At 63.9% G+C, this 25227-nt stretch carries 20 protein-coding genes and 3 rRNA genes; 2 read left to right on the top strand and 21 right to left on the bottom strand.

The annotated features are described in order from the left end of the window. Window positions 1–10 precede the first annotated feature (10 nt). From rrf to murA, 4 genes are all read right to left on the bottom strand, one after another. A 5S ribosomal RNA gene (gene rrf / locus EH231_RS12295) occupies window positions 11–124 on the bottom strand. Between the two features lie 155 nt (window positions 125–279). Next, a 23S ribosomal RNA gene (locus tag EH231_RS12300) occupies window positions 280–3400 on the bottom strand. 368 nt (window positions 3401–3768) lie between these two features. Next, window positions 3769–5286, bottom strand: a 16S ribosomal RNA gene (locus EH231_RS12305). Together the 16S, 23S and 5S rRNA genes form the textbook arrangement of a ribosomal RNA operon. A gap of 462 nt (window positions 5287–5748) precedes the next feature. Next, complete coding sequence (gene murA, locus EH231_RS12310; protein ID WP_044519620.1) at window positions 5749–7005, bottom strand: UDP-N-acetylglucosamine 1-carboxyvinyltransferase; 1257 nt, start codon at window positions 7003–7005, stop codon at window positions 5749–5751. Between the two features lie 97 nt (window positions 7006–7102). Between murA and EH231_RS12315 the strand changes: the two genes are divergently transcribed. Further along, window positions 7103–7675: a cob(I)yrinic acid a,c-diamide adenosyltransferase gene (locus EH231_RS12315; protein WP_090428642.1), complete on the top strand. Its 573-nt coding sequence runs from the start codon at window positions 7103–7105 to the stop codon at window positions 7673–7675. Here the strand turns inward: EH231_RS12315 and EH231_RS12320 are convergent. From EH231_RS12320 to fadD1, 16 genes are all read right to left on the bottom strand, one after another. Further along, window positions 7669–8115: a DUF2550 domain-containing protein gene (locus tag EH231_RS12320; protein ID WP_164480865.1), complete on the bottom strand. Its 447-nt coding sequence runs from the start codon at window positions 8113–8115 to the stop codon at window positions 7669–7671. The genes EH231_RS12315 and EH231_RS12320 overlap by 7 nt on opposite strands. A gap of 15 nt (window positions 8116–8130) precedes the next feature. Continuing rightward, the gene (locus EH231_RS12325) at window positions 8131–8496 is read right to left on the bottom strand and encodes a F0F1 ATP synthase subunit epsilon (RefSeq protein ID WP_090428637.1); all 366 of its coding nucleotides are present in this window, start codon (window positions 8494–8496) and stop codon (window positions 8131–8133) included. Between the two features lie 27 nt (window positions 8497–8523). Beyond that, window positions 8524–9951 carry a F0F1 ATP synthase subunit beta gene (atpD, locus tag EH231_RS12330; RefSeq protein WP_090428634.1) on the bottom strand — a complete coding sequence of 476 codons (1428 nt, stop codon included), beginning with the start codon at window positions 9949–9951 and terminating at the stop codon, window positions 8524–8526. Between the two features lie 41 nt (window positions 9952–9992). Further along, complete coding sequence (locus tag EH231_RS12335; protein WP_090428631.1) at window positions 9993–10916, bottom strand: F0F1 ATP synthase subunit gamma; 924 nt, start codon at window positions 10914–10916, stop codon at window positions 9993–9995. Window positions 10917–10923: 7 nt separating this feature from the next. Then, window positions 10924–12573, bottom strand: a complete 1650-nt coding sequence (atpA, locus tag EH231_RS12340; protein WP_124712496.1) for a F0F1 ATP synthase subunit alpha — start codon at window positions 12571–12573, stop codon at window positions 10924–10926. A 58-nt stretch (window positions 12574–12631) separates the two neighbouring features. Then, window positions 12632–13966: a F0F1 ATP synthase subunit B/delta gene (locus EH231_RS12345; protein ID WP_090428628.1), complete on the bottom strand. Its 1335-nt coding sequence runs from the start codon at window positions 13964–13966 to the stop codon at window positions 12632–12634. Further along, window positions 13967–14485: a F0F1 ATP synthase subunit B gene (locus EH231_RS12350; protein ID WP_090428625.1), complete on the bottom strand. Its 519-nt coding sequence runs from the start codon at window positions 14483–14485 to the stop codon at window positions 13967–13969. Window positions 14486–14494: 9 nt separating this feature from the next. Further along, on the bottom strand, window positions 14495–14755 hold the full coding sequence (locus EH231_RS12355; protein ID WP_003888102.1) for a F0F1 ATP synthase subunit C: 261 nt from the start codon (window positions 14753–14755) through the stop codon (window positions 14495–14497). A gap of 81 nt (window positions 14756–14836) precedes the next feature. Further along, a complete protein-coding gene (gene atpB, locus EH231_RS12360; RefSeq protein WP_164480866.1) occupies window positions 14837–15613 on the bottom strand; it encodes a F0F1 ATP synthase subunit A in 777 nt (258 codons plus the stop codon). A 10-nt stretch (window positions 15614–15623) separates the two neighbouring features. Beyond that, complete coding sequence (locus EH231_RS12365; RefSeq protein ID WP_090428622.1) at window positions 15624–16070, bottom strand: ATP synthase subunit I; 447 nt, start codon at window positions 16068–16070, stop codon at window positions 15624–15626. Between the two features lie 293 nt (window positions 16071–16363). Next, window positions 16364–17584, bottom strand: coding sequence for a glycosyltransferase family 4 protein (locus EH231_RS12370; protein ID WP_090428619.1), 1221 nt, complete (start codon window positions 17582–17584; stop codon window positions 16364–16366). Between the two features lie 7 nt (window positions 17585–17591). Then, window positions 17592–18254, bottom strand: a complete 663-nt coding sequence (locus EH231_RS12375) for an L-threonylcarbamoyladenylate synthase (RefSeq protein WP_090428616.1) — start codon at window positions 18252–18254, stop codon at window positions 17592–17594. A 30-nt stretch (window positions 18255–18284) separates the two neighbouring features. Next, complete coding sequence (gene prmC, locus EH231_RS12380) at window positions 18285–19130, bottom strand: peptide chain release factor N(5)-glutamine methyltransferase (RefSeq protein WP_124712497.1); 846 nt, start codon at window positions 19128–19130, stop codon at window positions 18285–18287. Further along, window positions 19127–20203 (bottom strand): peptide chain release factor 1, encoded by a 1077-nt coding sequence (gene prfA, locus EH231_RS12385; RefSeq protein ID WP_090428608.1) that lies wholly within the window; start codon window positions 20201–20203, stop codon window positions 19127–19129. The genes prmC and prfA overlap by 4 nt, the downstream gene beginning before the upstream one ends. A gap of 84 nt (window positions 20204–20287) precedes the next feature. Further along, entirely contained in the window at window positions 20288–20530 is a 243-nt protein-coding gene (gene rpmE, locus EH231_RS12390; protein ID WP_003885332.1) for a 50S ribosomal protein L31, read from the bottom strand. Window positions 20531–20666: 136 nt separating this feature from the next. After that, window positions 20667–22220 (bottom strand): fatty-acid--CoA ligase FadD1, encoded by a 1554-nt coding sequence (fadD1, locus tag EH231_RS12395; protein ID WP_124712498.1) that lies wholly within the window; start codon window positions 22218–22220, stop codon window positions 20667–20669. An 85-nt stretch (window positions 22221–22305) separates the two neighbouring features. On the opposite strand from fadD1, the gene EH231_RS12400 reads away from it, so the two are divergent. Further along, window positions 22306–22950, top strand: coding sequence for a TetR/AcrR family transcriptional regulator (locus tag EH231_RS12400; protein WP_090428602.1), 645 nt, complete (start codon window positions 22306–22308; stop codon window positions 22948–22950). Window positions 22951–23003: 53 nt separating this feature from the next. Here the strand turns inward: EH231_RS12400 and rho are convergent, their stop codons facing one another. Next, window positions 23004–25043 carry a transcription termination factor Rho gene (rho, locus tag EH231_RS12405; protein ID WP_124712499.1) on the bottom strand — a complete coding sequence of 680 codons (2040 nt, stop codon included), beginning with the start codon at window positions 25041–25043 and terminating at the stop codon, window positions 23004–23006. Window positions 25044–25227 lie beyond the last annotated feature (184 nt).

Raw genomic sequence — 25227 nt, forward strand, 5'->3', positions numbered from 1 at the left:
CTTAATTTGTGTTCGGCGGTGTCCTACTTTTCCACCCGAGAGGGTAGTATCATCGGCGCTGGCAGGCTTAGCTTCCGGGTTCGGGATGGGACCGGGCGTTTCCCTGCCGCTATGGACCGCCGTAACTCTATTCACTCGTTGTTGAGTGTACATCTTGTGTTTTGGTGGTGGGGCATGGGGATCCATGTCCCGACACAAGTGTCGTGTGTGGTTTGTGGTGTGGTTGCGTAGCAGATGTGCGTCTTACTGAAACCCATTCAAACATTGGTGTTTGTTGGTTGTTGTAAGTTTTCGGCCGGTTAGTGCCAGTTCCCTGCACCTATTACTAGGCTTCCAGGTCTGGTCTATCAATCCCGTGGTCTGCGGGGGGCCTTATCCCTCTAAAAGGGTGAGAAGCCTGGTCTTGGAGGGGGTTTCCCGCTTAGATGCTTTCAGCGGTTATCCTGTCCGAACGTGGCTATCCAGCGGTGCTCCTGGTGGAACAACTGGTATACCAGAGGTTCGTCCGTCCCGGTCCTCTCGTACTAGGGACAGATTTCCTCAAGCTTCTGACGCGCGCGGCGGATAGAGACCGAACTGTCTCACGACGTTCTAAACCCAGCTCGCGTGCCGCTTTAATGGGCGAACAGCCCAACCCTTGGGACCTGCTCCAGCCCCAGGATGCGACGAGCCGACATCGAGGTGCCAAACCATCCCGTCGATATGGACTCTTGGGGAAGATCAGCCTGTTATCCCCGGGGTACCTTTTATCCGTTGAGCGACACCCCTTCCACTCAGAGGTGCCGGATCACTAGTCCCGACTTTCGTCCCTGCTCGACATGTATGTCTCGCAGTCAAGCTCCCTTGTGCACTTACACTCAACACCTGATTGCCGTCCAGGTTGAGGGAACCTTTGGGCGCCTCCGTTACATTTTGGGAGGCAACCGCCCCAGTTAAACTACCCACCAGGCACTGTCCCTGAACCGGATATACGGTCCGAGGTTAGAGGCCCAATACGATCAGAGTGGTATTTCAACAACGACTCCACCCACACTGGCGTGTGAGTTTCACAGTCTCCCACCTATCCTACACAAACCGTATCGAGCACCAATACCAAGTTGTAGTGAAGGTCCCGGGGTCTTTTCGTCCTGCCGCGCGTAACGAGCATCTTTACTCGTAGTGCAATTTCGCCGAGTCTATGGTTGAGACAGTTGAGAAGTCGTTACGCCATTCGTGCAGGTCGGAACTTACCCGACAAGGAATTTCGCTACCTTAGGATGGTTATAGTTACCACCGCCGTTTACTGGGGCTTAAATTCTCTGCTTCACCCCGAAGGGTTAACAGGTCCTCTTAACCTTCCAGCACCGGGCAGGCGTCAGTCCGTATACATCGTCTTGCGACTTCGCACGGACCTGTGTTTTTAGTAAACAGTCGCTTCTCACTGGTTTGTGCCACCCCCTCCCGCTGCCGGCCGCAAGAGCCTTGACGATATGGGGGTCCCCCTTCTCCCGAAGTTACGGGGGCATTTTGCCGAGTTCCTTAACCATAGTTCACTCGTACGCCTTAGTATTCTCTACCTGACCACCTGTGTTGGTTTGGGGTACGGGCCGTGTATGTCCTCGCTAGAGGCTTTTCTTGGCAGCATAGGATCACCGAATTCGCCTCAAACGGCTATGCATCACCTCTCAGGATTAATGTCAGACGGATTTGCCTATCTGACTCCCTACCGGCTTACCCCAGTACAACCACTGACTGGTACGGCTACCTTCCTGCGTCACCCCATCGCTTGACTACTACCCACCGGGGTCCCACGCAGCCCCGTCAACGCCTCACCCCGAAGGGATCGGTCACGACGGTTTTGGATGGTTAGCACAATGGATTCATCATGGACGCACATACACGGGTACGGGAATATCAACCCGTTGTCCATCGACTACGCCTGTCGGCCTCGCCTTAGGTCCCGACTCACCCTGGGAGGACTGGCCTGGCCCAGGAACCCTTGGTCTTTCGGCGGGCAAGGTTCTCACTTGCCTATTCGCTACTCATGCCTGCATTCTCACTCCCACACCCTCCACAGCTAGATCACTCTGCTGCTTCACCGGATGCAGGACGCTCCCCTACCCAACGATAAATCGTTGCCGCGGCTTCGGCGGTGTACTTGAGCCCCGCTACATTATCGGCGCACAATCACTTGACCAGTGAGCTATTACGCACTCTTTCAAGGGTGGCTGCTTCTAAGCCAACCTCCTGGTTGTCTTCGCGACTGCACATCCTTTTCCACTTAGTACACGCTTAGGGGCCTTAGCCGGCGATCTGGGCTGTTTCCCTCTCGACGCACGGAGCTTATCCCCCGCCGTCTCACTGCCACATTCTTGGACTTGTCGGCATTCGGAGTTTGGCTGACGTCAGTAACCCTGTGGGGCCCATCGGCCATCCAGTAGCTCTACCTCCAACAAGAAACATGTGACGCTGCACCTAAATGCATTTCGGGGAGAACCAGCTATCACGGAGTTTGATTGGCCTTTCACCCCTACCCACAGCTCATCCCCTCAGTCTTCAACCTAAGTGGGTTCGGGCCTCCACGCGGTCTTACCCGCGCTTCACCCTGGCCATGGGTAGATCACTCCGCTTCGGGTCCAGAACACACCACTACACCACACACTGTTGTGTGGATACGCCCTATTCAGACTCGCTTTCGCTGCGGCTACCCCACACGGGTTAACCTCGCGACATGTCCCTGACTCGCAGGCTCATTCTTCAAAAGGCACGCCATCACCCCACCACGAAGGAGGGCTCTGACGGATTGTAAGCGCACGGTTTCAGGTACTATTTCACTCCCCTCCCGGGGTACTTTTCACCATTCCCTCACGGTACTAATCCGCTATCGGTCACTGGGAAGTATTCAGGCTTACCGGGTGGTCCCGGCAGATTCACAGCAGATTTCACGGGCCCGCTGCTACTCGGGAACACCATTAAGGTAGATGTCAGGTTTTCACGTACCGGGCTCTCACCGTCTACGGCAGGTCATCCCAAACCATTTCCGTTAACCACGACATTTTCTCACTACCCTCCAGTCGAGTAGAACTGGAAAAACAGGTCCCACAACCCCGCACACACAACCCCTACCCGGTATCACATGCATACGGTTTAGCCATCCTCCGCTTTCGCTCGCCACTACTCACGGAATCACTTTTGTTTTCTCTTCCTACGGGTACTGAGATGTTTCACTTCCCCGCGTTCCCTCCTGCACCCTATGTATTCAGATACAGGTAACACGACATCACTCGTGCTGGGTTTCCCCATTCGGACATCCTCGGATCAACGCTCGGTTGGCAGCTCCCCGAGGCATATCGCAGCCTCCAACGTCCTTCATCGGCTCCCAGTGCCAAGGCATCCACCATGCGCCCTTAAACACTTACAACACAAAAACCAAAAAATGAGTTTCAAAAGAAATTGCACATCAACACACAAAACCAGCCCCACCCACAAGGAGTGAGACCACACATTTTGCGTGCTAGATGCTCGCAACCACTATCCACAAATCAAACACCACACCCCACCACCAAAGTGTGAGGCAACAACACGCCGACACCCCCAACGGGATGCCACCCCCCGAAAGGGGCACGGGCCTGTTGTCTCAAAGCCCAATAGTGTGTCTGGCAGTTCTACACGTTTGTTGTGCACCAGACCCCCACCCACTACAGGTGTGAGGCCATCCAACGAATCGCCTGAAAGCTCAGCTGATCCCGCGATTTACGGGGCCGGCCCAGGTCTCGTGGTGCTCCTTAGAAAGGAGGTGATCCAGCCGCACCTTCCGGTACGGCTACCTTGTTACGACTTCGTCCCAATCGCCGATCCCACCTTCGACGGCTCCCTCCACAAGGGTTAGGCCACCGGCTTCGGGTGTTACCGACTTTCATGACGTGACGGGCGGTGTGTACAAGGCCCGGGAACGTATTCACCGCAGCGTTGCTGATCTGCGATTACTAGCGACTCCGACTTCACGGGGTCGAGTTGCAGACCCCGATCCGAACTGAGACCGGCTTTGAAAGGATTCGCTCCACCTCACGGCATCGCAGCCCTTTGTACCGGCCATTGTAGCATGTGTGAAGCCCTGGACATAAGGGGCATGATGACTTGACGTCATCCCCACCTTCCTCCGAGTTGACCCCGGCAGTCTCTCACGAGTCCCCACCATTACGTGCTGGCAACATGAGACAAGGGTTGCGCTCGTTGCGGGACTTAACCCAACATCTCACGACACGAGCTGACGACAGCCATGCACCACCTGCACACAGGCCACAAGGGAACCAATATCTCTACTGGCGTCCTGTGCATGTCAAACCCAGGTAAGGTTCTTCGCGTTGCATCGAATTAATCCACATGCTCCGCCGCTTGTGCGGGCCCCCGTCAATTTCTTTGAGTTTTAGCCTTGCGGCCGTACTCCCCAGGCGGGGTACTTAATGCGTTAGCTACGGCACGGATCCCAAGGAAGGAAACCCACACCTAGTACCCACCGTTTACGGCGTGGACTACCAGGGTATCTAATCCTGTTCGCTCCCCACGCTTTCGCTCCTCAGCGTCAGTTACTGCCCAGAGACCCGCCTTCGCCACCGGTGTTCCTCCTGATATCTGCGCATTCCACCGCTACACCAGGAATTCCAGTCTCCCCTGCAGTACTCTAGTCTGCCCGTATCGCCCGCACGCCCACAGTTAAGCTGTGAGTTTTCACGAACAACGCGACAAACCACCTACGAGCTCTTTACGCCCAGTAATTCCGGACAACGCTCGGACCCTACGTATTACCGCGGCTGCTGGCACGTAGTTGGCCGGTCCTTCTTCTATAGGTACCGTCACTTGCGCTTCGTCCCTATTGAAAGAGGTTTACAACCCGAAGGCCGTCATCCCTCACGCGGCGTCGCTGCATCAGGCTTGCGCCCATTGTGCAATATTCCCCACTGCTGCCTCCCGTAGGAGTCTGGGCCGTATCTCAGTCCCAGTGTGGCCGGTCACCCTCTCAGGCCGGCTACCCGTCGTCGCCTTGGTAGGCCATTACCCCACCAACAAGCTGATAGGCCGCGGGCCCATCCCACACCGCAAAAGCTTTCCACCACACACCAGGAAGTGCGCGGTCATATTCGGTATTAGACCCAGTTTCCCAGGCTTATCCCAAAGTGCAGGGCAGATCACCCACGTGTTACTCACCCGTTCGCCACTCGAGTACCCCGAAGGGCCTTTCCGTTCGACTTGCATGTGTTAAGCACGCCGCCAGCGTTCGTCCTGAGCCAGAATCAAACTCTCCAAACAAAAACCCCTCATCCAAAGACAAGGCAGAATTCAATCAGAAAAATCCGATTACAAACAAAAGACACCAAAAACTGGCATCAAAAAAACAACCACCCACCATGATCGGAAGACGGGGAGTCCCCCAAGATGAGTGGCAAAAAACAACAAACAAAAACCACCAAACACACTATTGAGTTCTCAAACAACAGGCTTTTTCTGCTTTGTCACCCTGTTTTGGGGCAACCCCACCAGCTTAATCGTAATCTTGCCGGCAAGTCAAGTTGCTTCATTTTGGCTTGTTTCATCCGGTCTGAGGCAACCTCGCCAGCTTAGTACGTTCTCGGCTGGCTTGTCAAGCCGCTCCGGTCCGGGGTGTTTCACCCGCTCCGTGGCGACTTCAAAAGATTAGCCCGGGTCGGCATGCAAGGTCAAATCGGCTGGTCAGCGCGATTTCGAGGCTGCAGACAGGCCCGAACGTGCTCCCTAAGAGCCTACGCGTTCGATCTCGGCTCCGAGGCTCAACAGGTTTTCCACGAACAACGGGTAGCCGCGATCGATGTGGAACACGTCATGAACCTCGGTCTCTCCATCCGCGACCAAGCCGGCGAGCACCAGGCCGGCGCCGGCCCGGATGTCCGACGACCAAACCGGCGCACTCGAAAGCTGCGGGATTCCACGCACCACGGCATGGTGACCATCCGTCCGGGCGTCAGCACCCAGCCGGATCATCTCCTCGACGAACCGGAAGCGAGCTTCGAACACGTTCTCGGTGATCATCGAAGTGCCGTCGGCCACCGAGGCCAGTCCGATCGCCATCGGTTGCAGGTCGGTCGGAAATCCCGGGAACGGCAGCGTCGCCACATTGACCGCCTTGGGTCGCTCGTACTGCACCACCCGGAAGCCGTCATCGTTCTGGGTCACCGTGGCGCCGGCGTCGTGCAGCTTGTGCAGCACCAGCTGCAGGTGCTGCGGGTCGACGCCCGTCACGGAGATGTCGCCGCGCGTCATCGCCGCGGCTATCCCCCACGTCGCCGCCACGATCCGGTCACCGATCACCCGGTGTTCGGTGGGATAGAGCCGATCGACACCGGTGATCGTCAGCGTCGACGTACCCGCGCCGCTGACCTTGGCACCCATCTGGTTGAGCATCGCGCAGATGTCGACGATGTCGGGCTCGCGTGCGGCGTTGTGGATGGTGGTGACACCTTCGGCCAGTACGGCGGCCATGAGGATGTTCTCCGTCGCCCCCACCGACGGGAACTCCAGCTGGATCTCGGCACCCCGCAGATGGTCGGCTTCGGCCACCACGCAGCCGTGCTCGATGTTGCAGGTCGCACCGAGTTGGCGCAGCCCGGCCTGGTGCATGTCGAGGGGCCGCGACCCGATCGCGTCACCACCCGGCAGCGCAACCTTGGCCTTCCTGCAGCGGCCTACCAGTGGGCCCAGCACACAGACCGACGCGCGGAACTGACGCACCGCGGCGAAATCGGCGTCGTACTTGGGTTCGTCGGGCGACGTGATGCGCACTGTGTCGCCGTCCAGCTCCACCGTGGCACCCAATCCCCGGAGGACCTCTGCCATCAGCGGGACGTCCAGGATGTCGGGGCAATTGGTGATCGTGCTGGTGCCCTCGGCCAGCAACGAGGCGGCCATCAGTTTCAGCACACTGTTCTTCGCGCCGCCGACAGCAACTTCGCCTGATAACCGGTTTCCTCCGGTCACCAAGAAACGCTCGCTCACGCCGGTTAGTGTAAACAGCCCGCCGTCGAGTTTCTGCCTGCTCGGACAGATCCGGCGGCCCCGGCGAGCCTGTCCTCAAGCCCGGTACGGTTCAGCTATGGCGGTTCATCTCACGCGTATCTATACCCGCACCGGCGACGACGGCACGACCGGGCTGAGTGACTTCAGCAGGGTTTCCAAGAATGATTCGAGGTTGGCAGCCTACGCCGACTGTGACGAAGCCAACGCCGCCATCGGCGTCGCGGTGGCCCTGGGCGAACCCGATCAGCAAATCCTGGCGGTGTTGCGTCAGATTCAGAACGACCTGTTCGACGCCGGCGCAGATCTGTCCACACCGGTCGTGGAAAACCCTGAGCACCCGCCGCTGCGGATCTCGCAGGCCTACATCGATCGGCTGGAGAAGTGGTGCGACGAGTTCAACGAAGCGCTGCCTGCCCTGAATTCGTTCATCCTGCCGGGCGGCACTCCCCTGTCCGCGCTGTTGCATGTCGCACGCACTGTGGCTCGCCGCGCTGAACGGTCGGCATGGATCGCTGTGCAGGAGCACGGCGAATCGGTCAGCGTCCTGCCGGCGAAGTACCTCAACCGGCTTTCGGATCTGCTGTTCATCCTGTCGCGGGTGGCCAACCCGGACGGGGACGTGCTCTGGAAGCCCGGAGCCACTCAGTAATTGCGCCGCCGGGCCCGCGGCGATGGCCGTGACTCGAGCCAGGACGTGAACGCCGTCAGGGCGCCCCGGTCCAGGGCGATCTCGTAGCCTTGCCGGCGTTCGGGGCCGTTGTCGCGCAGTTCGAGGATGACCGTTGCATCGGTCATGATGTCGAACTCGTCGCCACGCGGGGCGCGGCGCGACACCACTTCCAGCCCCCGACGGCTCAATCGTCGGTCAGGCCACCACCGGATGCTGGACAGCCGGTAGAAACCGGCCTCTCCTCCGCGGTAGCGCATCACGCCGTGGCGCCAGCCGCTACCGCCATCGGCGGGAATGTCGCGCAGGATGGCGGCTGTTCCGCCAACCTGACGTAGCTTCCACAGCCGGTAGCTCAAGGCGCCGGCCAAAAGGGCCAGAACGCAGACGAGCGCGACCATGCCAATCATGGGCGCGCTCATCTGTCGTCTCTGTCGTCAGTCGATCTGGCCGAGAGCGCGCAGGCGCGCCCGACCCCATGCCGCTGTCTGCTCGTCGTCGGACTCGGCGTCCTGCTTGGCCGAATCCGCGTCGATCTCGGATTCGAACTGAGCGTTCTCCACCAAGATCCGCACCGTCTCCTCCGTCACCGACAGGAAACCGCCGTCGACGGCGATACGCAGATCGTCCTCGCCTTCACGCTCGACCCTCACCATGGCGTCGTCGACCAGCTGCGCCACCAACGGGATGTGGCGGGGCAGGATGCCGATCTCACCAGCGGTGGTCCGGGTGAAGACGAACGTAGCGGTGCCGGACCAGAGCTCACGCTCGACGGCAACGATCTCGACGTTCAAATCAGCCATTCCACACCACCTTTCGGGCTAGAGCGATCACAGCTTGGCGCCGAGGCTTTCGGCCTTCTTCGCCAGGTCGTCCAGACCACCGATGAGGAAGAACGCCTGCTCGGGCAGGTGATCGAACTCGCCCTTGGCCAGCTTGTCGAAGGCCTCGATGGTCTCCTTGAGCGGCACGGTCGAACCCGGCTGGCCGGTGAACTGCTCGGCCGCCATCATGTTCTGGCTCAGGAAGCGCTCGATCTTACGGGCGCGGTACACCAGAACCTTGTCCTCTTCCGACAGCTCGTCGATACCGAGGATGGCGATGATGTCCTGGAGATCCTTGTAGCGCTGCAGGATCCGGATGACTTCCTGGGCGACGCGGTAGTGCTCGTCGCCGACGACGCTGGGGTGCAGGATCGTCGAGGACGAAGCCAGCGGGTCCACCGCCGGGAAGATGCCCTTGGAGAACACCGCACGAGAAAGCTCCGTGGTGGCATCCAGGTGGGCGAACGTGGTGGCCGGCGCCGGGTCGGTGTAGTCGTCGGCGGGCACGTACACGGCCTGCATCGAGGTGATGGAGCGACCACGGGTCGAGGTGATGCGCTCCTGCAGCTCACCCATCTCGTCGGCCAGCGTCGGCTGGTAACCCACGGCCGAAGGCATACGACCCAGCAGGGTCGAAACCTCGGAACCGGCCTGGGTGAACCGGAAGATGTTGTCGATGAAGAGCAGCACGTCCTGGTTCTGCTCGTCGCGGAAGTACTCGGCCATGGTCAGGGCCGACAGGGCGACGCGCATACGGGTGCCTGGCGGCTCGTCCATCTGGCCGAACACCAACGCGGTGTCCTTGAGCACGTTGGCGTCGGCGAGCTCGACCCAGAGGTCGTTGCCCTCACGGGTGCGCTCACCCACGCCGGCGAACACCGAGGTACCACCGAAGTTGCGGGCAATACGGTTGATCATCTCCTGGATCAGAACCGTCTTACCCACACCGGCGCCACCGAACAGGGCGATCTTGCCACCACGCACGTACGGCGTGAGCAGGTCGACGACCTTCAGACCGGTCTCCAGCATCTCGGTGCGGGGCTCCAGGTCGGCGAAGGCCGGCGGCTTGCGGTGGATCGACCAGTGATCGAAGTCCTTGCCGTAGCCGGGCTCGTCGAGGCAGTCGCCGAGGGCGTTGAACACGTGGCCCTTGACGCCGTCGCCGACCGGCACCGAGATCGATGCACCGGTGTCGCGGACGTCGGTGCCACGCACCAGGCCGTCGGTGGGCTGCATGGAGATGCAGCGCACCAGGCTGTCGCCGAGGTGCTGGGCAACCTCAAGCGTCAGGGTCTTGGCGAGCGCGCCATACGTGATGTCGGCATGCAGCGCGTTGAACAGCTCGGGCACGGCACCGCGCGGGAATTCAATATCCACCACCGGGCCGGTGATGCGGACTACGCGGCCCGCGGTCTTTTCTGCAGTAGCAGTCATTCTCTCTTCGCTTTCCTACGAGGCTTTCGTCTTTGGTCCGGCTAACGCGCGTCGGCCAGCGCGTTCGCGCCGCCCACGATCTCGCTGATTTCCTGGGTGATCTGCGCCTGGCGTTCGCGGTTGGCCGCGAGCGTGAGTGCCTTGATCAGATCGTCGGCGTTGTCGGTGGCCGACTTCATGGCGCGCCGGCGCGATGCCGACTCCGAGGCCGCTGCCTCCAGTAGCGCCGCATACACGCGGGTTGCGATGTAGCGCGGCAGCAACGCGTCGAACAGGTCCTCGGCATTCGGCTCGAACGAATACAGCGTGTGCGGACCGGTTTCCGGCTCCCCGACGTACTCGACGACCAACGGTGCGATCTGATGGGCCACCGCGGTCTGCGAGAGCATCGAACGGAATTCGGTGGAGACGATGTGGAGTTCGTCGACACCCAAGATGCCGTCGGCTCCCGCGTCATCGCCCTCATCGTCAACACCGGACATGAACGCGTCCACCAGGGTGTCGGCGATCTCCTTGGCGTTCTCGTAGGTAGGCCGCTCGGAGAAGCCGGTCCACGACTGGGTGACCGTCCGTTGCCGGAAGCTGTAGTAGCCCAGGGCCTTCCGGCCGACGACGTAGAGCACCGGGTTCTTGCCCTGTTCCCGCAGCAGCGAGAACAGTTCTTCGGCCCGGCGCAGCACGTTGGCGTTGTAACCGCCGCAGAGACCGCGGTCCGAGGACACCACGAGCACACCGGCCCGCTTGGGGTTCTCCCGCTGCACGAGCAGCGGGTGATCCAGCGCGCTGGCGCCCGCAAGCTCGGTGAGCATGTTGGTGATCTCGGTGGAGTAGGGCCGGGCCGCGTCGACCCGGGCCTGCGCCTTGGCGATCCGCGACGTGGCGATCAGCTCCTGTGCCTTCGTGATCTTCTTGATCGACGAAGCGGAGCGGATACGCCCGCGTAGCTCGCGAAGTGTGGCTGCCATTGGTTACCTAGGCCTTCTTCGGAGCCGGCTTGCGGACCTTGACCGATTCCTTCTCCAGGTCCTCGGGGTCCAGTGCGTCAGCATCGGCCTCCTTGACAACCACGGAGCTGCCGTCGGTGGCGGCGAAGCCCTTCTTGAACTCGTTGATGACCGAGACCAGCTTCTCCTCGTTCTCCTCGGAGAGCTTCTTCGTCTCCTTGATCCCGGTGAGGATGTCGGAGTGGCTGGCCTTCACGTGCTCCAGCAGCTCGGCGGAGAAGCGCGAGACGTCCTCGGCGGGAACCGAATCCAGGTGGCCCTGGGTGCCGAGGAAGATCTCGATGACCTGGTCCTCGACTGCCAGCGGGCTGTACTGCGCCTGCTTGAGCAGCTCGACCAGGCGGACACCGCGGTCCAGCTGGGCCTTGGAGGCCGCGTCCAGGTCGGAGGCGAAGGCCGCGAAGGCCTCCAGCTCGCGGTACTGCGACAGATCCAGACGCAGCGAGCCCGCGACCTCTTTCATGGCCTTGATCTGCGCGGCGCCACCGACGCGGGACACCGACACACCGACGTTGACGGCCGGGCGCACACCCTGGTTGAACAGGTCGGACTCCAGGAAGCACTGACCGTCGGTGATCGAGATGACGTTGGTCGGGATGTAGGCCGAGATGTCGTTGGCCTTGGTCTCGATGATCGGCAGACCCGTCATCGAACCGCCACCCAGCTCGTCCGAGAGCTTCGCGCAACGCTCCAGCAGACGCGAGTGCAGGTAGAAGACGTCACCCGGGTATGCCTCGCGGCCCGGCGGGCGACGCAGCAGCAGCGAGATGGCGCGGTAGGCCTCGGCCTGCTTGGTGAGGTCGTCGAAGACGATCAGCACGTGCTTGCCGTCGTACATCCAGTGCTGGCCGATGGCCGAGCCGGTGTACGGCGCCAGCCACTTGAAGCCGGCCGGGTCGGAGGCGGGGGCAGCGACGATGGTGGTGTACTCCATCGCGCCACCCTCTTCCAGCGCGCGCTTCACGCTGGCGATGGTGGTGCCCTTCTGGCCGACGGCGACGTACACGCAGCGCACCTGCTGCTTGGGGTCACCGGTCAGCCAGGCCTCGCGCTGGTTGAGGATGGTGTCGACGCAGACCGCGGTCTTGCCGGTCTTGCGGTCACCGATGATCAGCTGACGCTGGCCGCGGCCGATCGGGGTCATGGCGTCGATGGCCTTGATACCGGTCTGGAGCGGCTCGCCGACGCCCTGACGCTGAACCACCGAAGGGGCCTGCAGCTCGAGTGCACGCCGCTCTTCGGCGGCGATGTCGCCCTGGCCGTCGATCGGCTGACCGAGGGGGTTGACGACGCGACCGAGGAAGGCGTCGCCGACCGGCACGGAGAGCACCTCGCCGGTGCGCTTGACCTGCTGGCCTTCTTCGATCTTCTCGAACTCACCCAGGATGACGGCGCCGACGCTGTGCTCGTCGAGGTTGAGTGCCACACCCAACACACCGCCCGGGAACTCGAGGAGCTCCTGGGTCATGACCGAGGGCAGGCCCTCGACGTGAGCGATGCCGTCACCGGCGTCGACGACGGTGCCGATCTCTTCACGCTCGGTGTCGGCGGAAAACGAGGATACGTAATCCTCGATGGCACCTTCGATATCAGCAGCCGAGATTGTCAACTCTGCCATGGTTTTTCGTCTTCCTACCTTGTTCTTGGGGTGGTTCTGGGGTTGCCAGCGCCGTCGGTCAGTCCGGCAGCTGGGTGGCCGCTGCGGCCAATCGGGACGAGATCGAGCCGTCGATCACTTCGTCACCGACGGTGATCGACAGACCGCCGAGCAGTTCAGGGTCGACGTGCAACTGCACTGCCACCGGGTGTCCGTAGATGCGGGTGAGCACCTCCGACAGCCGGGTCCGCTGGGCATCGGTCAGATCAGCCGCCGCAGTCACGTGAGCGACCACCTCGCCGCGGCGGGACACCGCGAGCTCGGCGAGGTCGATGACTGCCTCGTCGGCACGCTCGCCGCGCAGCAGTCCCACAGTCTGGGCCAGCAGCGCAGCCGCCGTCCCGTTCCCACCCGCGTCGCCAAGCACCTTGTCCAGCAAGGCAATCCGGCCATCGACCGGGGTGGTGTAGTCACTGAGCAGGGCCGAGAGCTTGGGCTCGGCGTCGAGCAGGCGGCCGAACCGGAACAGCTGGTCCTCCACCTCGTCGACCTCACCGGCGGTCTCGGCGCGCTTGAGCAGCGCCAGACGTGCGGTGTGTTCAATCGCGTCGACCAGGTTCGACTCGGTCGACCAGCGCTGCGAAACAGCGGTCCGCAGCACGTCCAGAGCGGTGCTGCTGACCTTGCCGGACAGCAGGCGGTCGACCAGCTGCACCTTGGCGGCGCCTTCGTCGGTCGGCTCGCCCAGATGCCTGATGAGCACCGGCTCCGACAGCAGCAGCTTGGCCACCGAGGTCAGGTCGTCGGCCAGCGTGGTCAGGTCGTCGGCAGCGAGACCGCTTGCGACGGAGTCGAACTTGTCGACCACGACGGCCAGCGACTCGCGGCTGGCGGCGCGCAGCTTCGCGGATGCGGCGGTGTCGATCACCACCGCCGACGGGGCCATCTGGTCGAGCTCGGCGAGGAACCGGTCGACGGTGGCCGCCTGCGCGGCCGGGTCGGCGACGTGCGCCCGCACCAGAGCGTCGGCCTTGGCCACCGACTCCGATCCGAGACCGGTCCGCAGCTGGCGGATGAGCTGCTGGCGCATCAGCTGAACCTGCTGAATACCCTGCGCCTTGATCCGCTCGGCCTCCGTGCCGGCCTGCTCGGCCAGCTGAGCGGTGATCCGCTCGGAGTCCTGCGAGGCCTCATCGGTCACCTTGGCCGACTCGGCCTTGGCGTCGGCGAGTGCCTTGGCATGCATCTCATCGGCTTCGGCGAGCTTCTTCGCCGCATCGGCGCTCTCGGCGAGGGCGACCCGCACGGCTTCCTGCTGCTTCTGCATCAGGCTCCGCACTGGCGGCACCACCCACTTGATGATGATGTAGGCGATGACGGCAAAGCCGATCAGCTGCCCGATAAATATCGACATCTACTGCGTCCCACCTGATTTCACGTCGACGCCCAAAATTCGGCTGGCCAGGGTCTGCGAGAGTCCGTCCACCGACGACTCCAGGCCCGACCGCACCTCGGCGCTCTGAGCAGCAAGCTGCTCATCGGCCTGGCGCACATTCTCGGCCACCTCGGTGCTGGCCTCGGCGCGCTTGGCATCGACCACCTCGCGACCCGCTGCGCGGGCCTCGTCACGGATGGCCGACGCCTGGGTACGCGCCCCGGCCATCGCCTCGTCATAGTCGGCCTGCGCTGCGGCCACCTGCTCGGCAGATTTCCGATTGTCAGCGGCGGTCTTCGCCAGCATCGCTTCACGCTCTGCCAGCACCTTGCCGACCGGTGGCACAACCCATTTCGCGATCACGGCGAGCGTGATCAGGAAAATGATCAACACGGCGAAGAAGGTGCCGTTGGGGACCAGGAAGTTGCTCTGGCCCCCACCGCCTTCCTCCGCCGCTGCCTGGCTTGCAGCCAGGATCGTTGCGCTCAGTTCACCCATGCTGATGGACTACTGCAGGCCCGGGGTGGCGAAGACGAACAGCGCCATGAAGGCCAGGTTGATGAAGTACGCGGCCTCCACCAGACCGACGGTGATGAAGAACGGGGTGAACAGACGGCCCTGGGCCTCGGGCTGCCGGGCGATGCCCGAGATCAGCGCGTTACCCGCGATACCGTCACCGATACCAGCGCCGATGGCGCCGCCACCCATGATCAAACCGCCACCAATCAGAGCGCCGGCCGTGATGAGGGCGTTGGGGTCGAGTTCCATTCCTTTTATCCTCCTTGATAACTGGTGGCTGTGCCGCCAGAGGTTCGTGTCGTGCAGTTGTAGGGATCTAGCCGGTCATGCTCAGTGGTCTTCGTGGTCCAGCTCCATCGACTGGCTGAAGTACAGGATCGTCAGCAGCGAGAAGATGAAGGCCTGGATCAGGCCGACGAACAAGTCGAAGGTCTTCCAGATGGCGTTGGGTGCCCACTGGATGTACCAGGGGAACATCGCGATCAGCGCGACGAGGATGCCGCCGGCGAAGATGTTGCCGAAAAGACGGAGGGCCAGCGAGATCGGCTTGGCGAGTTCCTCGACGATGTTGATCGGCAGCAGCGCGGGGACGTGACCCTTGAGCACCTTGACCGGGTGGCCGATGATGCCGCGCCGCCAGATGCCCGCCGCGTGGTAGCAGACGAACACGAACAGGGCCAGCGCCAGCACGAAGTTGATGTCGGAGGCCGGCGGCTTGTACCACTCGGCGGCGGCACCGTCCGGTCCCCCGTACTGCAGCGGCAGCACCGACAGCCAGTTCGAGACCAGGATGAAGACGAAGATCGTCACCGCCAGCGGCAGCACGAACGGCGCGACCTTCATGCCGATCGCGGCCTCGATCTGGCCGCGCATCTGGATGGTCAGGGCCTCCCAGAACAGCTGCACACCGCCCGGCACGCCGGTCGAGGTGACCTTCGCGCGCAGGACGAACGCCAGGGCGATCACGATCACCGCGGTGACCGCAGTGGCCAGGATGGTGTCACCGTTGAACGTCATCCCGAACAGCTCGAACACCATCGTGTGGTGGCCGACGTGGATGGCGGCGCCACCCTCTTCGGCGGCGAGCACGGTCGTCGTCTGAGTCATATAGGTCAGCTCAACCCTTCGATTCCGTATCCAAGACATCCAGGCCGTTCGAGCGGATCTTCCGCAGCACGGGGATGCTGGTGCTCATCACCAGCAGAGCCTGGAAAATCGCCAGCCCGAACAGCACCGCGATGCCGCCCGAGGTTTTGAAGACAAATGCGATGCCGAGGGCGATCGCGGTGATGATCAGCAGCCGTGTCGCGGAATTCACGGCCATCTTCTTCTTGAGCGGGTGATCTTCGGCCGTGATCGATTCGACGGCCCGGCGCACCAGCAAGGCGTTGACCAAGCCGAGGCCCAGGCCGACACCGAAGAAGACGCCGAAGAAAATGTGTCCGGTGAATGCGGCGGCAACTACGGCCAGCGCGGTCAGTACGACGCAAACGATCAGGAGACGCAGCGGCCGGAAGGCCACCGACGGAAACACCAACGGCGCGTCTTGCGCTGGCGTCGTCACTGCTTCACCCCAATCCCGCTGTCACGAAAAGCTGCACCCTCGGAGGTGCCAACGGTTGCTATCCCCTGGCAAAAGCCTGTGCATGCCCGCCGAGAATATCGGAGGGCTGCGGGCGGGCTCGAATCACCCACGGGGTAGCTCCCTTTGTCGGTCGTTGATCGGCACCTGACGGTTCGTCGAACCGATGGGCCGGGCCGGCAACCCGCGAGGTTTTTCGGGTTCTGGCAGCACCCTAACACATGGTAGGCACCCCTAAACGTGGCCTACTACTTTTCGTCGTACTTAGCCCGGCGCTAGTCCTCGGACCCTTCGCTCCCCCGTTGCAACAGCGGAATCAGAGTCACCACGATCGCGACCAGAATGGCCGCCGCGACGACCGCTCCGGTGTAGCGCGGATCGAAGAAGATCGTGGCTGCCGCACCGAAGGCGATGATGCCCACCCACAGGTAGATCAGCAGCACGGCGCGGCGATGCGAATGCCCGATCTGCAGCAACCGGTGATGCAGGTGCATCTTGTCCGGGCTGAGCGGGCTGCGGCCGGCCCGGGTCCGCCGCACGATGGCCAGCAACGTGTCCAGTGCGGGCACCAGCATCACGGCGATCACCAGTAGGAACGGCGACATCAGCGCGAAAACGTCGCGGGCACCGTAAGCGTTCTGCGAGATCGGTCCGGCCGCCGTGGTCGACGCCGCACCCAACATCAGGCCGATCAGCATCGACCCGGAGTCGCCCATGAAGATCTTGGCCCGGTGGAAATTGTGCGGCAGGAAGCCCAGACAGGCCCCGGCCAGAACCACCGAGATCACCGCGGGCGGGTAGAACAGCACGTCGCCACCGTGGTCGCGCAGCAGTCCGACCGAGAAGATGCAGATCGCCAGGGCCGTGATCAGCCCCAGGCCGGCGGCCAGACCGTCCAGCCCGTCGACGAAGTTCATCGCGTTGACGATCGACACCGTCAGCGCGAGCGTCAACAGGATCGAGGACACCTGGTCGAGCACGATGGTGCCCACGCCCCCGATCGGGATGTAGAGCACGCTCCAGGCCACACCCATGGTGACCAGCACGCTGGCCGCGGTGATCTGCCCGGCGAACTTGGTCAGGGCGTCCAGCCCCCAACGGTCGTCGATCAACCCGATGGCCATGATCAGCCCGCCCGCCACCACGACGGCGGGCATACCGGTGGAGTAGACGAAACCGCGTGTGAGTGCGGGCAGTTGGGAGGCCAGCAGGACCGCGGCGGCCACCCCGATGTACATGGCCAACCCGCCCATCCGCGGTATCGGTTGTACGTGCACATCACGTTCGCGCGGATAGGCGACGGCTCCGATCCGGATGGCCAGCACGCGCACCCAGCCGGTGGCGAAGTACGTGATGATGGCGGCGGTCAGCCCGACGAGCGCGAGTTCGCGCAGCGGTACTCCGGCACCCCGGTCCGACAGGGCAAGAAGCCCGGTTTGACTCGCGGAGATCAATTGGTCGCCGGCCGTCATCACCGATGAACCGTACTGCAGCAAGCTGAGATCACTCCGTAGGTGTTGTTGTGAGCGTGGATGTTTCCACGCCGACCACCCTGGCGATGTCGGCCGCGCTGATCGGGCCGGTCCGCAGGATGCGCGGCTGGTCACCGGTGAGGTCGACGATGGTGGAGGCGGCCTGTTGTTCGGCGGGCCCGCCGTCGAGATAGACCTCGACCTTGTCACCGAGTTGCTCATGGGCCTGAGCCGCGGTGACCGCGGCGGGCCGGCCCGAGACATTCGCACTGGACTGAGCCATGGGCCCGACCTCCCGCAGCAGCTCGATGGCCACCGGGTGCAGCGGCATCCGGAGCATGACGCTGCCGTTGGCATCCCCGAGATCCCATTGCAGTGACGGCGCCTGCGTGACCACCAGGCTCAGCGCGCCCGGCCAGAATGCGCGGATGAGTTCGCGGGCGGCCGGCGGTACCGAATAGACCAGCCCGTCGATGGTGTTCCACGAGCCGACGAACACACCGACAGGCATGTTGCGGCCACGGCCTTTGGCGGCGAGCAGACTGCCGACCGCATCCCGATCGAAGGCGTCCGCACCGATCCCGTAGACGGTGTCGGTCGGCATCACCACAAGCCGGCCGCCCTTCACCGCGCTGATCGCCGAGGCGATACCGGTCACGCGCTGATCGGCATCGGTGCAATCGAAGATGGTCATGTCGGCTCCCCGGTCGGTGCGCGCATCAGCTCAGCTTCTCCCAATCCGGGTCGCCGTGACAAAGCGGGGTCGCCCGGCGAGGTCACGGCGCGCGGTGACCTCACTGAAGTGTCCGTCGTGGGCGAAGGCCTCGACGGACAGCTCAGAGGTGGTGTCGTCGTGCTCGACGGCGCACGGCGCACCGTCGCGCAACCACCGGGCGGCCAGCGCGACGATCGGCCGGATCACCGACATGCCGTCGGCGCCACCGAACAGGGCCTCCGCTGGATCGTGTTCGGCCACTTCGGGTTCCAGGACGGCAGCCTCGGGGATATAGGGCGGGTTGGACACTAGGAGGTCCACCCGGTCATCGAGTTCGGGCAGCAGATCCGGGGCGGTGACGTCGGCGTCCAGGATTTCGACGCGCGTCCCGGCCGCGTTGCGACGCGCGAATTCCAGGGCCGCCGGCGAGTTCTCCACCGCCATCACCCGGGCATCGGGCCACTGCGCGGCCAGCGCCAGCGCGAGCGCACCCGAACCCGTGCAGAGGTCGACGATCAGGGGGTTTGACGGAAGTCGCTGCGCGCAAGCCCACTCGAGCAGCGCCTCGGTCTCGGGCCGGGGAATGAACACCCCGGGACCGACCGCGAGCGTCAACGGGCCGAACGGCGCGGTGCCGATCAGGTGTTGCAGGGGAATCCGGCGGGACCGGGCGGCGACGAGTTCTTCGTACGCCTGCTCGAACCGTTCATCGGGGTCACCGAGAAACATCAACCGGCTGCGGTCGACGCCCGCGACGTGCGCGGCGAGCAGTTCGGCGTCGATACGCGGGGAGGCCACGCCGGCGGCGGCCAGACGTGCCGTTGCGGCCGCGACCGCCTGCCGCACGGGGGTCATGACTGCTGCTGCAGCCGGGCCTGTTTGTCGGCGGTACCCAGTGCGTCGAGCAGCGCGTCCATATCCCCGTCGAGCACCTGGTCGAGGTTGTGCGCCTTGAAATTGATGCGGTGGTCCGCGATCCGGTTCTCGGGAAAGTTGTAGGTGCGGATCCGCTCGCTGCGGTCGACCGTGCGGATCTGGCTGGCGCGATCGGCCGAGGCGTCGGCCGACGCCTGCTCCTCCGCGAGTGCCTGCAGCCGGGCGGCGAGCACCACCATGGCGCGGGCCTTGTTCTGCAGCTGCGAGCGTTCGTTCTGGCAGGTCACGACGATGCCCGTGGGCAGGTGGGTGATGCGCACCGCCGAGTCGGTGGTGTTCACGCCCTGACCGCCCTTACCGGAGGACCGGTACACGTCGATGCGCAGATCCGATTCGTCGATCTGCACCTGCTCGACGTCTTCCGGCTCGGGATAGACCAGCACGCCGGCAGCCGAGGTGTGCACGCGGCCCTGTGATTCGGTGACGGGCACCCGCTGCACGCGGTGAACGCCACCCTCGAACTTCATCCGCGACCACACGCCGTCGGCGGAATCGCCCTTGCTGGCGATGGTGATGGTGGCGTCCTTGTAGCCGCCGAGGTCAGACCACGTCTCGTCGAGCACGGTGACCGTCCAGCCGTGCCGCTCGGCGTACCGGATGTACATGCGCGCCAGGTCGGCGGCGAACAGTGCCGACTCCTCCCCGCCTTCCCCGGACTTGACCTCCAGCACGATGTCATCGGCATCGTGCGGGTCGCGGGGTGCAAGCTGGTCGGTCAGCTGGGCGTCGAGTTCGGCGACCTTGGCGGTCAGCTCGTCCACCTCGGCGGCGAAGCTGGCGTCGTCGGCGGCGAGTTCGCGGGCGGCCTCGAGGTCGCCGCGGGCGGCCTCCAACTTGCGGTAGGTACCCACGACCGGTGACACCTGGGCGAACCGCCGGCCCACCTTGCGGGCGGCGGAGGCATCGGCGTGCAGGTTGGGATCGGCGAGCTGGCGCTCCAGGTCCGCGTGCTCAGCGAGCAGCGCCTCGATCGCAGGTGCGGTATCCGTCACGTCAGCCTCCTCCAACTTTCTCCGGAAACGAGAACAGCGCCCAGATCTGACGCATATGCGACAGATCGGGCGCCGTTGACGTAGCTACTTGTCGGCTGTAGCAGCCTGATCACCGGCAGGCTTGCGCTTGCCGTACCGCTTCTCGAAGCGGGCCACGCGGCCGCCGCTGTCGAGGATCTTCTGCTTGCCGGTGTAGAACGGGTGGCACTGCGAGCAGACCTCGACCACGATCTGGCCGCTCTGCTTGGTGCTACGGGTCTGGAAGGTGTTGCCGCAACCACAGTGCACCGTGGTCTCGACATACTCCGGATGAATGCCTGTTTTCATGGTTCCTCTTCAATAGTTGGCCCGGGTCGCCCACACGGACGTGAACCGGGACCGAGGGTCGGCGGTCCATTATGCCAGGTCAACCGCCAACCTCCTAAACGCGCGATGACCGGCCGGTATTCCTGCCCGGGACTCGTCAGATGGCCGCGTACGCCGTGCCGTCGCGCTTCCACACCACCCGGCCGGCCGGATCGGCGCCGAGGGCGACCAGTTCGCGCTTGAGGATCTTGTTGGTCGCGGTGCTGGGCAGATCTTCGGCGAGCCAGACGTACCGAGGCCAGGACTTGGGCGACAGATCCGCCTGACCGGCGAGGAATTCGGCAAACGCTTCCGGGGTGAGCTCCTGGTCGTCGCGCAGCACGATGGCGGCCATCACCTGATCGCCGACGAATTCATCGGGTACCGGGTAGACCGCCACCCGGCTGATCACCGGCTGCCGCAGCAGGATTCGCTCGATGGGGGCGGCGGTGATGTTCTCGCCATCCACCCGCATCCAATCAGCGGTTCGGCCGGCCAGGTAGATCCAGCCGTCGGCGTCGCGGTAGGCCAGGTCACCCGACCAGTACATGCCGTGCCGAAGTCGCTCATCGGTCGCGCCCTGATCGTTGTGGTAGCCGCGGAACATCCCGCTGCCGTTGGTGTTGACCAGCTCACCGGTGGCAACGTCGGCATTGACCAGGGCTCCGGTGGCGTCGAATTCCGCGATTGCGCACTCTTCGACGGTCTCCGGGTCGTAGATCGCCACCCCGGGGAAGCCCTGGCCGACGCTGCCTGCCGGTGTGCCTTCGGAGCGGGTGATGATGATCGCCAGCTCGGTCGACCCGAAGCCGTCCCACACGCTGCAGCCGAACCGGCGGCTGAATTCGTCGATGTCACGGTCGGCGGCCTCGTTGCCGAACGCCACCCGCAGCGGGTTGTCGTGGTCGTCGGACTGCTCGGCGGTGGCCAGGATGTAGGCCAACGGCTTGCCGACGTAGTTCATGTACGTCGCGCCGTAGCGGCGGATGTCCGGCAGGAAGCCGGACGCGGAGAACTGTGCCGGCGCCATGGATGCGCCCGAACTGAGGGCGACGCCCCACCCCGCGTACACCCCGTTGGAGTGGAACAACGGCATGGCCAGGTAGCAGGTGTCCGCTTCGGTGAGGTCGTAGCGCTGCACCAGCGCCGCAGCCGAGAACAGCACGATCGAGTGGGCCACCTCGACAGCCTTGGGCTCGCCGCTGGTGCCCGAGGTAAAGATCATCATGAAGGTGTCGTCGGGCCCGACCTCGCGGTGCGGGGTGAGTTCCCTCGGCGACCAGGTGGTATCGGAAACGTCGATGACGGTGACGTCCGGCAGGTCGACGCCGTCGAGCAGCCGGCGGTGCTGGTCGTCGACCAGGACGACCTGACACTCGACCCGGGCGATATCCCGCGCCAGCGCATCGCCGCGCCGGGTGTTGTTGATACCGCACAGCACGTAGCCGCCGAGCGCCGCGGCGGCGAGCGCGGTCAGCATGTCGGGGGTATTGCCCAGAAGCGTGCCGACATGCAGTGGACGCTGCGGATCGGCCATCGCGATCAACGTGGCAGCCTGAGCTTTCGCCTCGGCCACGTGCTCGCGCCAGGTCCAGGTGCGGTCGCCGTACTTGACGGCGACCGTGTCGCCTCCTTCGCGCTCGCGGAGCAACTGCTGCAGCGTTTCGGCCATCCGATAATTCCCCAAGGATCAGTGAACAGAATTAGAAATCTGTCTACCATGGTTGTGGCGCGACGGATACACCCTTGGCAGAATCATGTACCTAACCCCATCAGAAGACCAGGAGACACCACAGTTGACCAGCACCACCTCTCCGCGCAGCGTGCGAGATCGACTGATAGACGCTGCCGAAGAATGCCTGCGCACCAAGGGCATTCGCGCGACCACGGTCTCGGAGGTGGCCGAGGCCGCAGGTGTGTCCCGCGGGTGGCTGTACCGCCACTTCCCCGACAAGGTGACGCTGCTGGGCGCCGTGATCGTCCGGCTCACTGACACGTTCTGGTCGGAAGCGCAGGCCGTGCTCGAACAGATCGACGGCCTGGATCGGCAGATCGCCTGGGGTGTGGGCAACGGCCTGCGGGCGTACGACGACCCAGGTGCGGTGGTGATGAAACTCCGCACCGAGGAGCCCGAGGAATTCGCCGCCTGCGCGGGCGCCGGCGTGCAGGGCATGATCCCCGACCTGGCCGAATTCTGGTCGCCTTACCTGGCGGCCGCGCGCGACCGCGGCGAGGTCCGCGCCGACATCGACATCCCCGAGGCATCGGAATGGGTTGCGCGAGTGTTGATCTCGCTGGCGACCGTACCGGGCAACACGCTCGATCCCAGTGACGGGGACGCAGTGCTGGCCCAGGTTCGGCGCTACTTGATGCCCGGGTTGCGCCCCGATCCAACCGCCTGACGGTACGCAAAAGGCCCCCGAACAATCGGGGGCCTTTCGCGTGTCGACAGCGCTCAGTCGACGTCCATCGAGCCTGGGGTGGTCTTGGAGACCTGCACCAGGAACTCGTAGTTGGTCTTGGTCTTGCGCAGCTGGCTCATCAGCAGGTCGATGGCCTGGTGTGAATCCAGTCCGGACAACACCCGGCGCAGCTTGTGCACGATCGCGAACTCATCCGGGCTGAGCAGCAGCTCGTCCTTGCGGGTGCCGGACGGGTTGACGTCGACCGCGGGGAAGACCCGGCGCTCGGCGATCTTGCGGTCCAGCTTGAGCTCGGCGTTGCCGGTGCCCTTGAACTCCTCGAAGATCACGGTGTCACCGGTCGAACCGGTCTCGACCATGGCCGTGGCGATGATCGTCAGCGAGCCGCCGTGTTCGATGTTGCGCGCCGCGCCGAGGAACCGCTTCGGCGGGTACAGCGCGGTGGAGTCCACACCACCGGACAGGATGCGGCCCGAGGCCGGCGACGCGTTGTTGTACGCGCGGCCCAGGCGGGTGATCGAGTCGAGGAGGACGACCACATCTTTGCCCTGCTCGACCAGGCGCTTGGCCCGCTCGATCGCCAGCTCGGCAGCCTGGGTGTGGTCTGACGGCGGACGGTCGAAGGTCGAGGCGATGACCTCACCCTTCACCGAGCGCTGCATGTCGGTGACCTCTTCCGGACGCTCGTCCACGAGCACCACCATGAGGTGGCATTCCGGATTGTTCTTGGTGATCGCGTTGGCGATGTCCTGCATGATCGTGGTCTTACCGGCCTTGGGCGGCGACACGATCAGGGCACGCTGGCCCTTACCGATCGGCATGATCAGGTCGATGACGCGGGTGGTCAGCCGATCAGGCGTGGTCTCCAGGCGCAGCCGCTGGTTCGGGTACAGCGGGGTCAGCTTGGTGAAGTCAGGCCGGTTCTTGGCCGCTTCGACCGGACCGCCGTTGACACTGTCCAAGCGCACCAGCGGGTTGAACTTCTGCCGCGGGTTGTTGCCGCCGCTCTCACCACCCTCGCGGGGCACACGGACCGCACCGGTGACCGCGTCGCCGCGGCGCAGACCGTTCTTGCGCACCATGTTCATGGACACGTAGACGTCGTTCGGCCCGGCCAGGTAGCCCGAGGTACGGACGAAGGCGTAGTTGTCGAGGACATCGAGGATGCCGGCGACCGGCTGGACGACGTCGTCCTCACGCAGCTCGGTCTCGTTACCGCCCTCGGCGCCACGCTCTCCGCGGCGGCGACGGTCACGGTCACGGAACCGGCGGCCGCGGCGGCCCTGGCGGCCATCGCCATCGCCGTCGTCATCGTTGTTGCCCGACGAGTTACCGCCCCGGTTCTGCTGGTTGTCCTGCTGATCGGACTGGTCGCGGCCCTGACCCCGGTCCTGCTTCTGGTCGCGGTCCTGCTTCTGGTCGCGCTTGTCGTCCTGCTTGGTGTCGGTCTTGTTCTCGGCCTTGTTGTCGGCCTTGTTCTCGTCGCCGGACTGCTCGCGCTTCTCGCGTCGTTCCTGACGCTCACGCTTGGCAGGCTTTTCCTGCTGCTCGGCGGCGGGCTCGGTGTTCTTGGTGTCGGCCTCGGCAGCGGCTTCCGCCTTCGCCTCAACCTTCACGGCCTCGTTGCCCGCGTCGTCCTGGACGGCGTCGGCGGCAGGAGCGCCGGCCTGGCGCGAGGAACCCCGGCGCTCACGGCGACGGGTCGCGGGCTGCTCAGCAGCCTCGGCACCGGCGTCCGACTGGGCGTCGGCGGGGGCGTTCTTGGGGGCCTCGGTGGCTCCGTTGGATTCGCCACGATGGGCGCGAATAGCTGCGATCAATTCACTCTTACGCAAACCGGACGCGCCTTCAACACCGATTTCCTTGGCCAGCGCTCGCAGCTCAGGCAGCACCATGGTCGACAGCGACGCGGGACGGGCGCTCGAAGCGCGCCGCGCGGTGTCCGTTCCGGGCGCAGAGGCAGCAGCCGGCGCCGCGGTGTCAGCGGTCGCGGTGCTTTCAGATGTCACGGCGTTCGGTAAATCCCCAGTGCCATTGGCGCTGTCAGCCGTGAAGAGGTCCGTATCTGTCACGGATTTCCTTTCTTTCCCTCGCTCATCAGGTCGTGCGAGGGGTTCCCCAAAGGTCGATGCGCGTTCAGCTGAACCGCTGAGCGCGTAGCTCACACCGTCGCCTGCGCAACGGCGATCGCCAGGATTCGCCGAGATGGCGAACCGTCAGTCCACGAGTAGAACACAAGAAGATTGGGTGGTCGTC

The organism is Mycolicibacterium nivoides, from assembly GCF_003855255.1.
Taxonomy (GTDB): domain Bacteria; phylum Actinomycetota; class Actinomycetes; order Mycobacteriales; family Mycobacteriaceae; genus Mycobacterium; species Mycobacterium nivoides.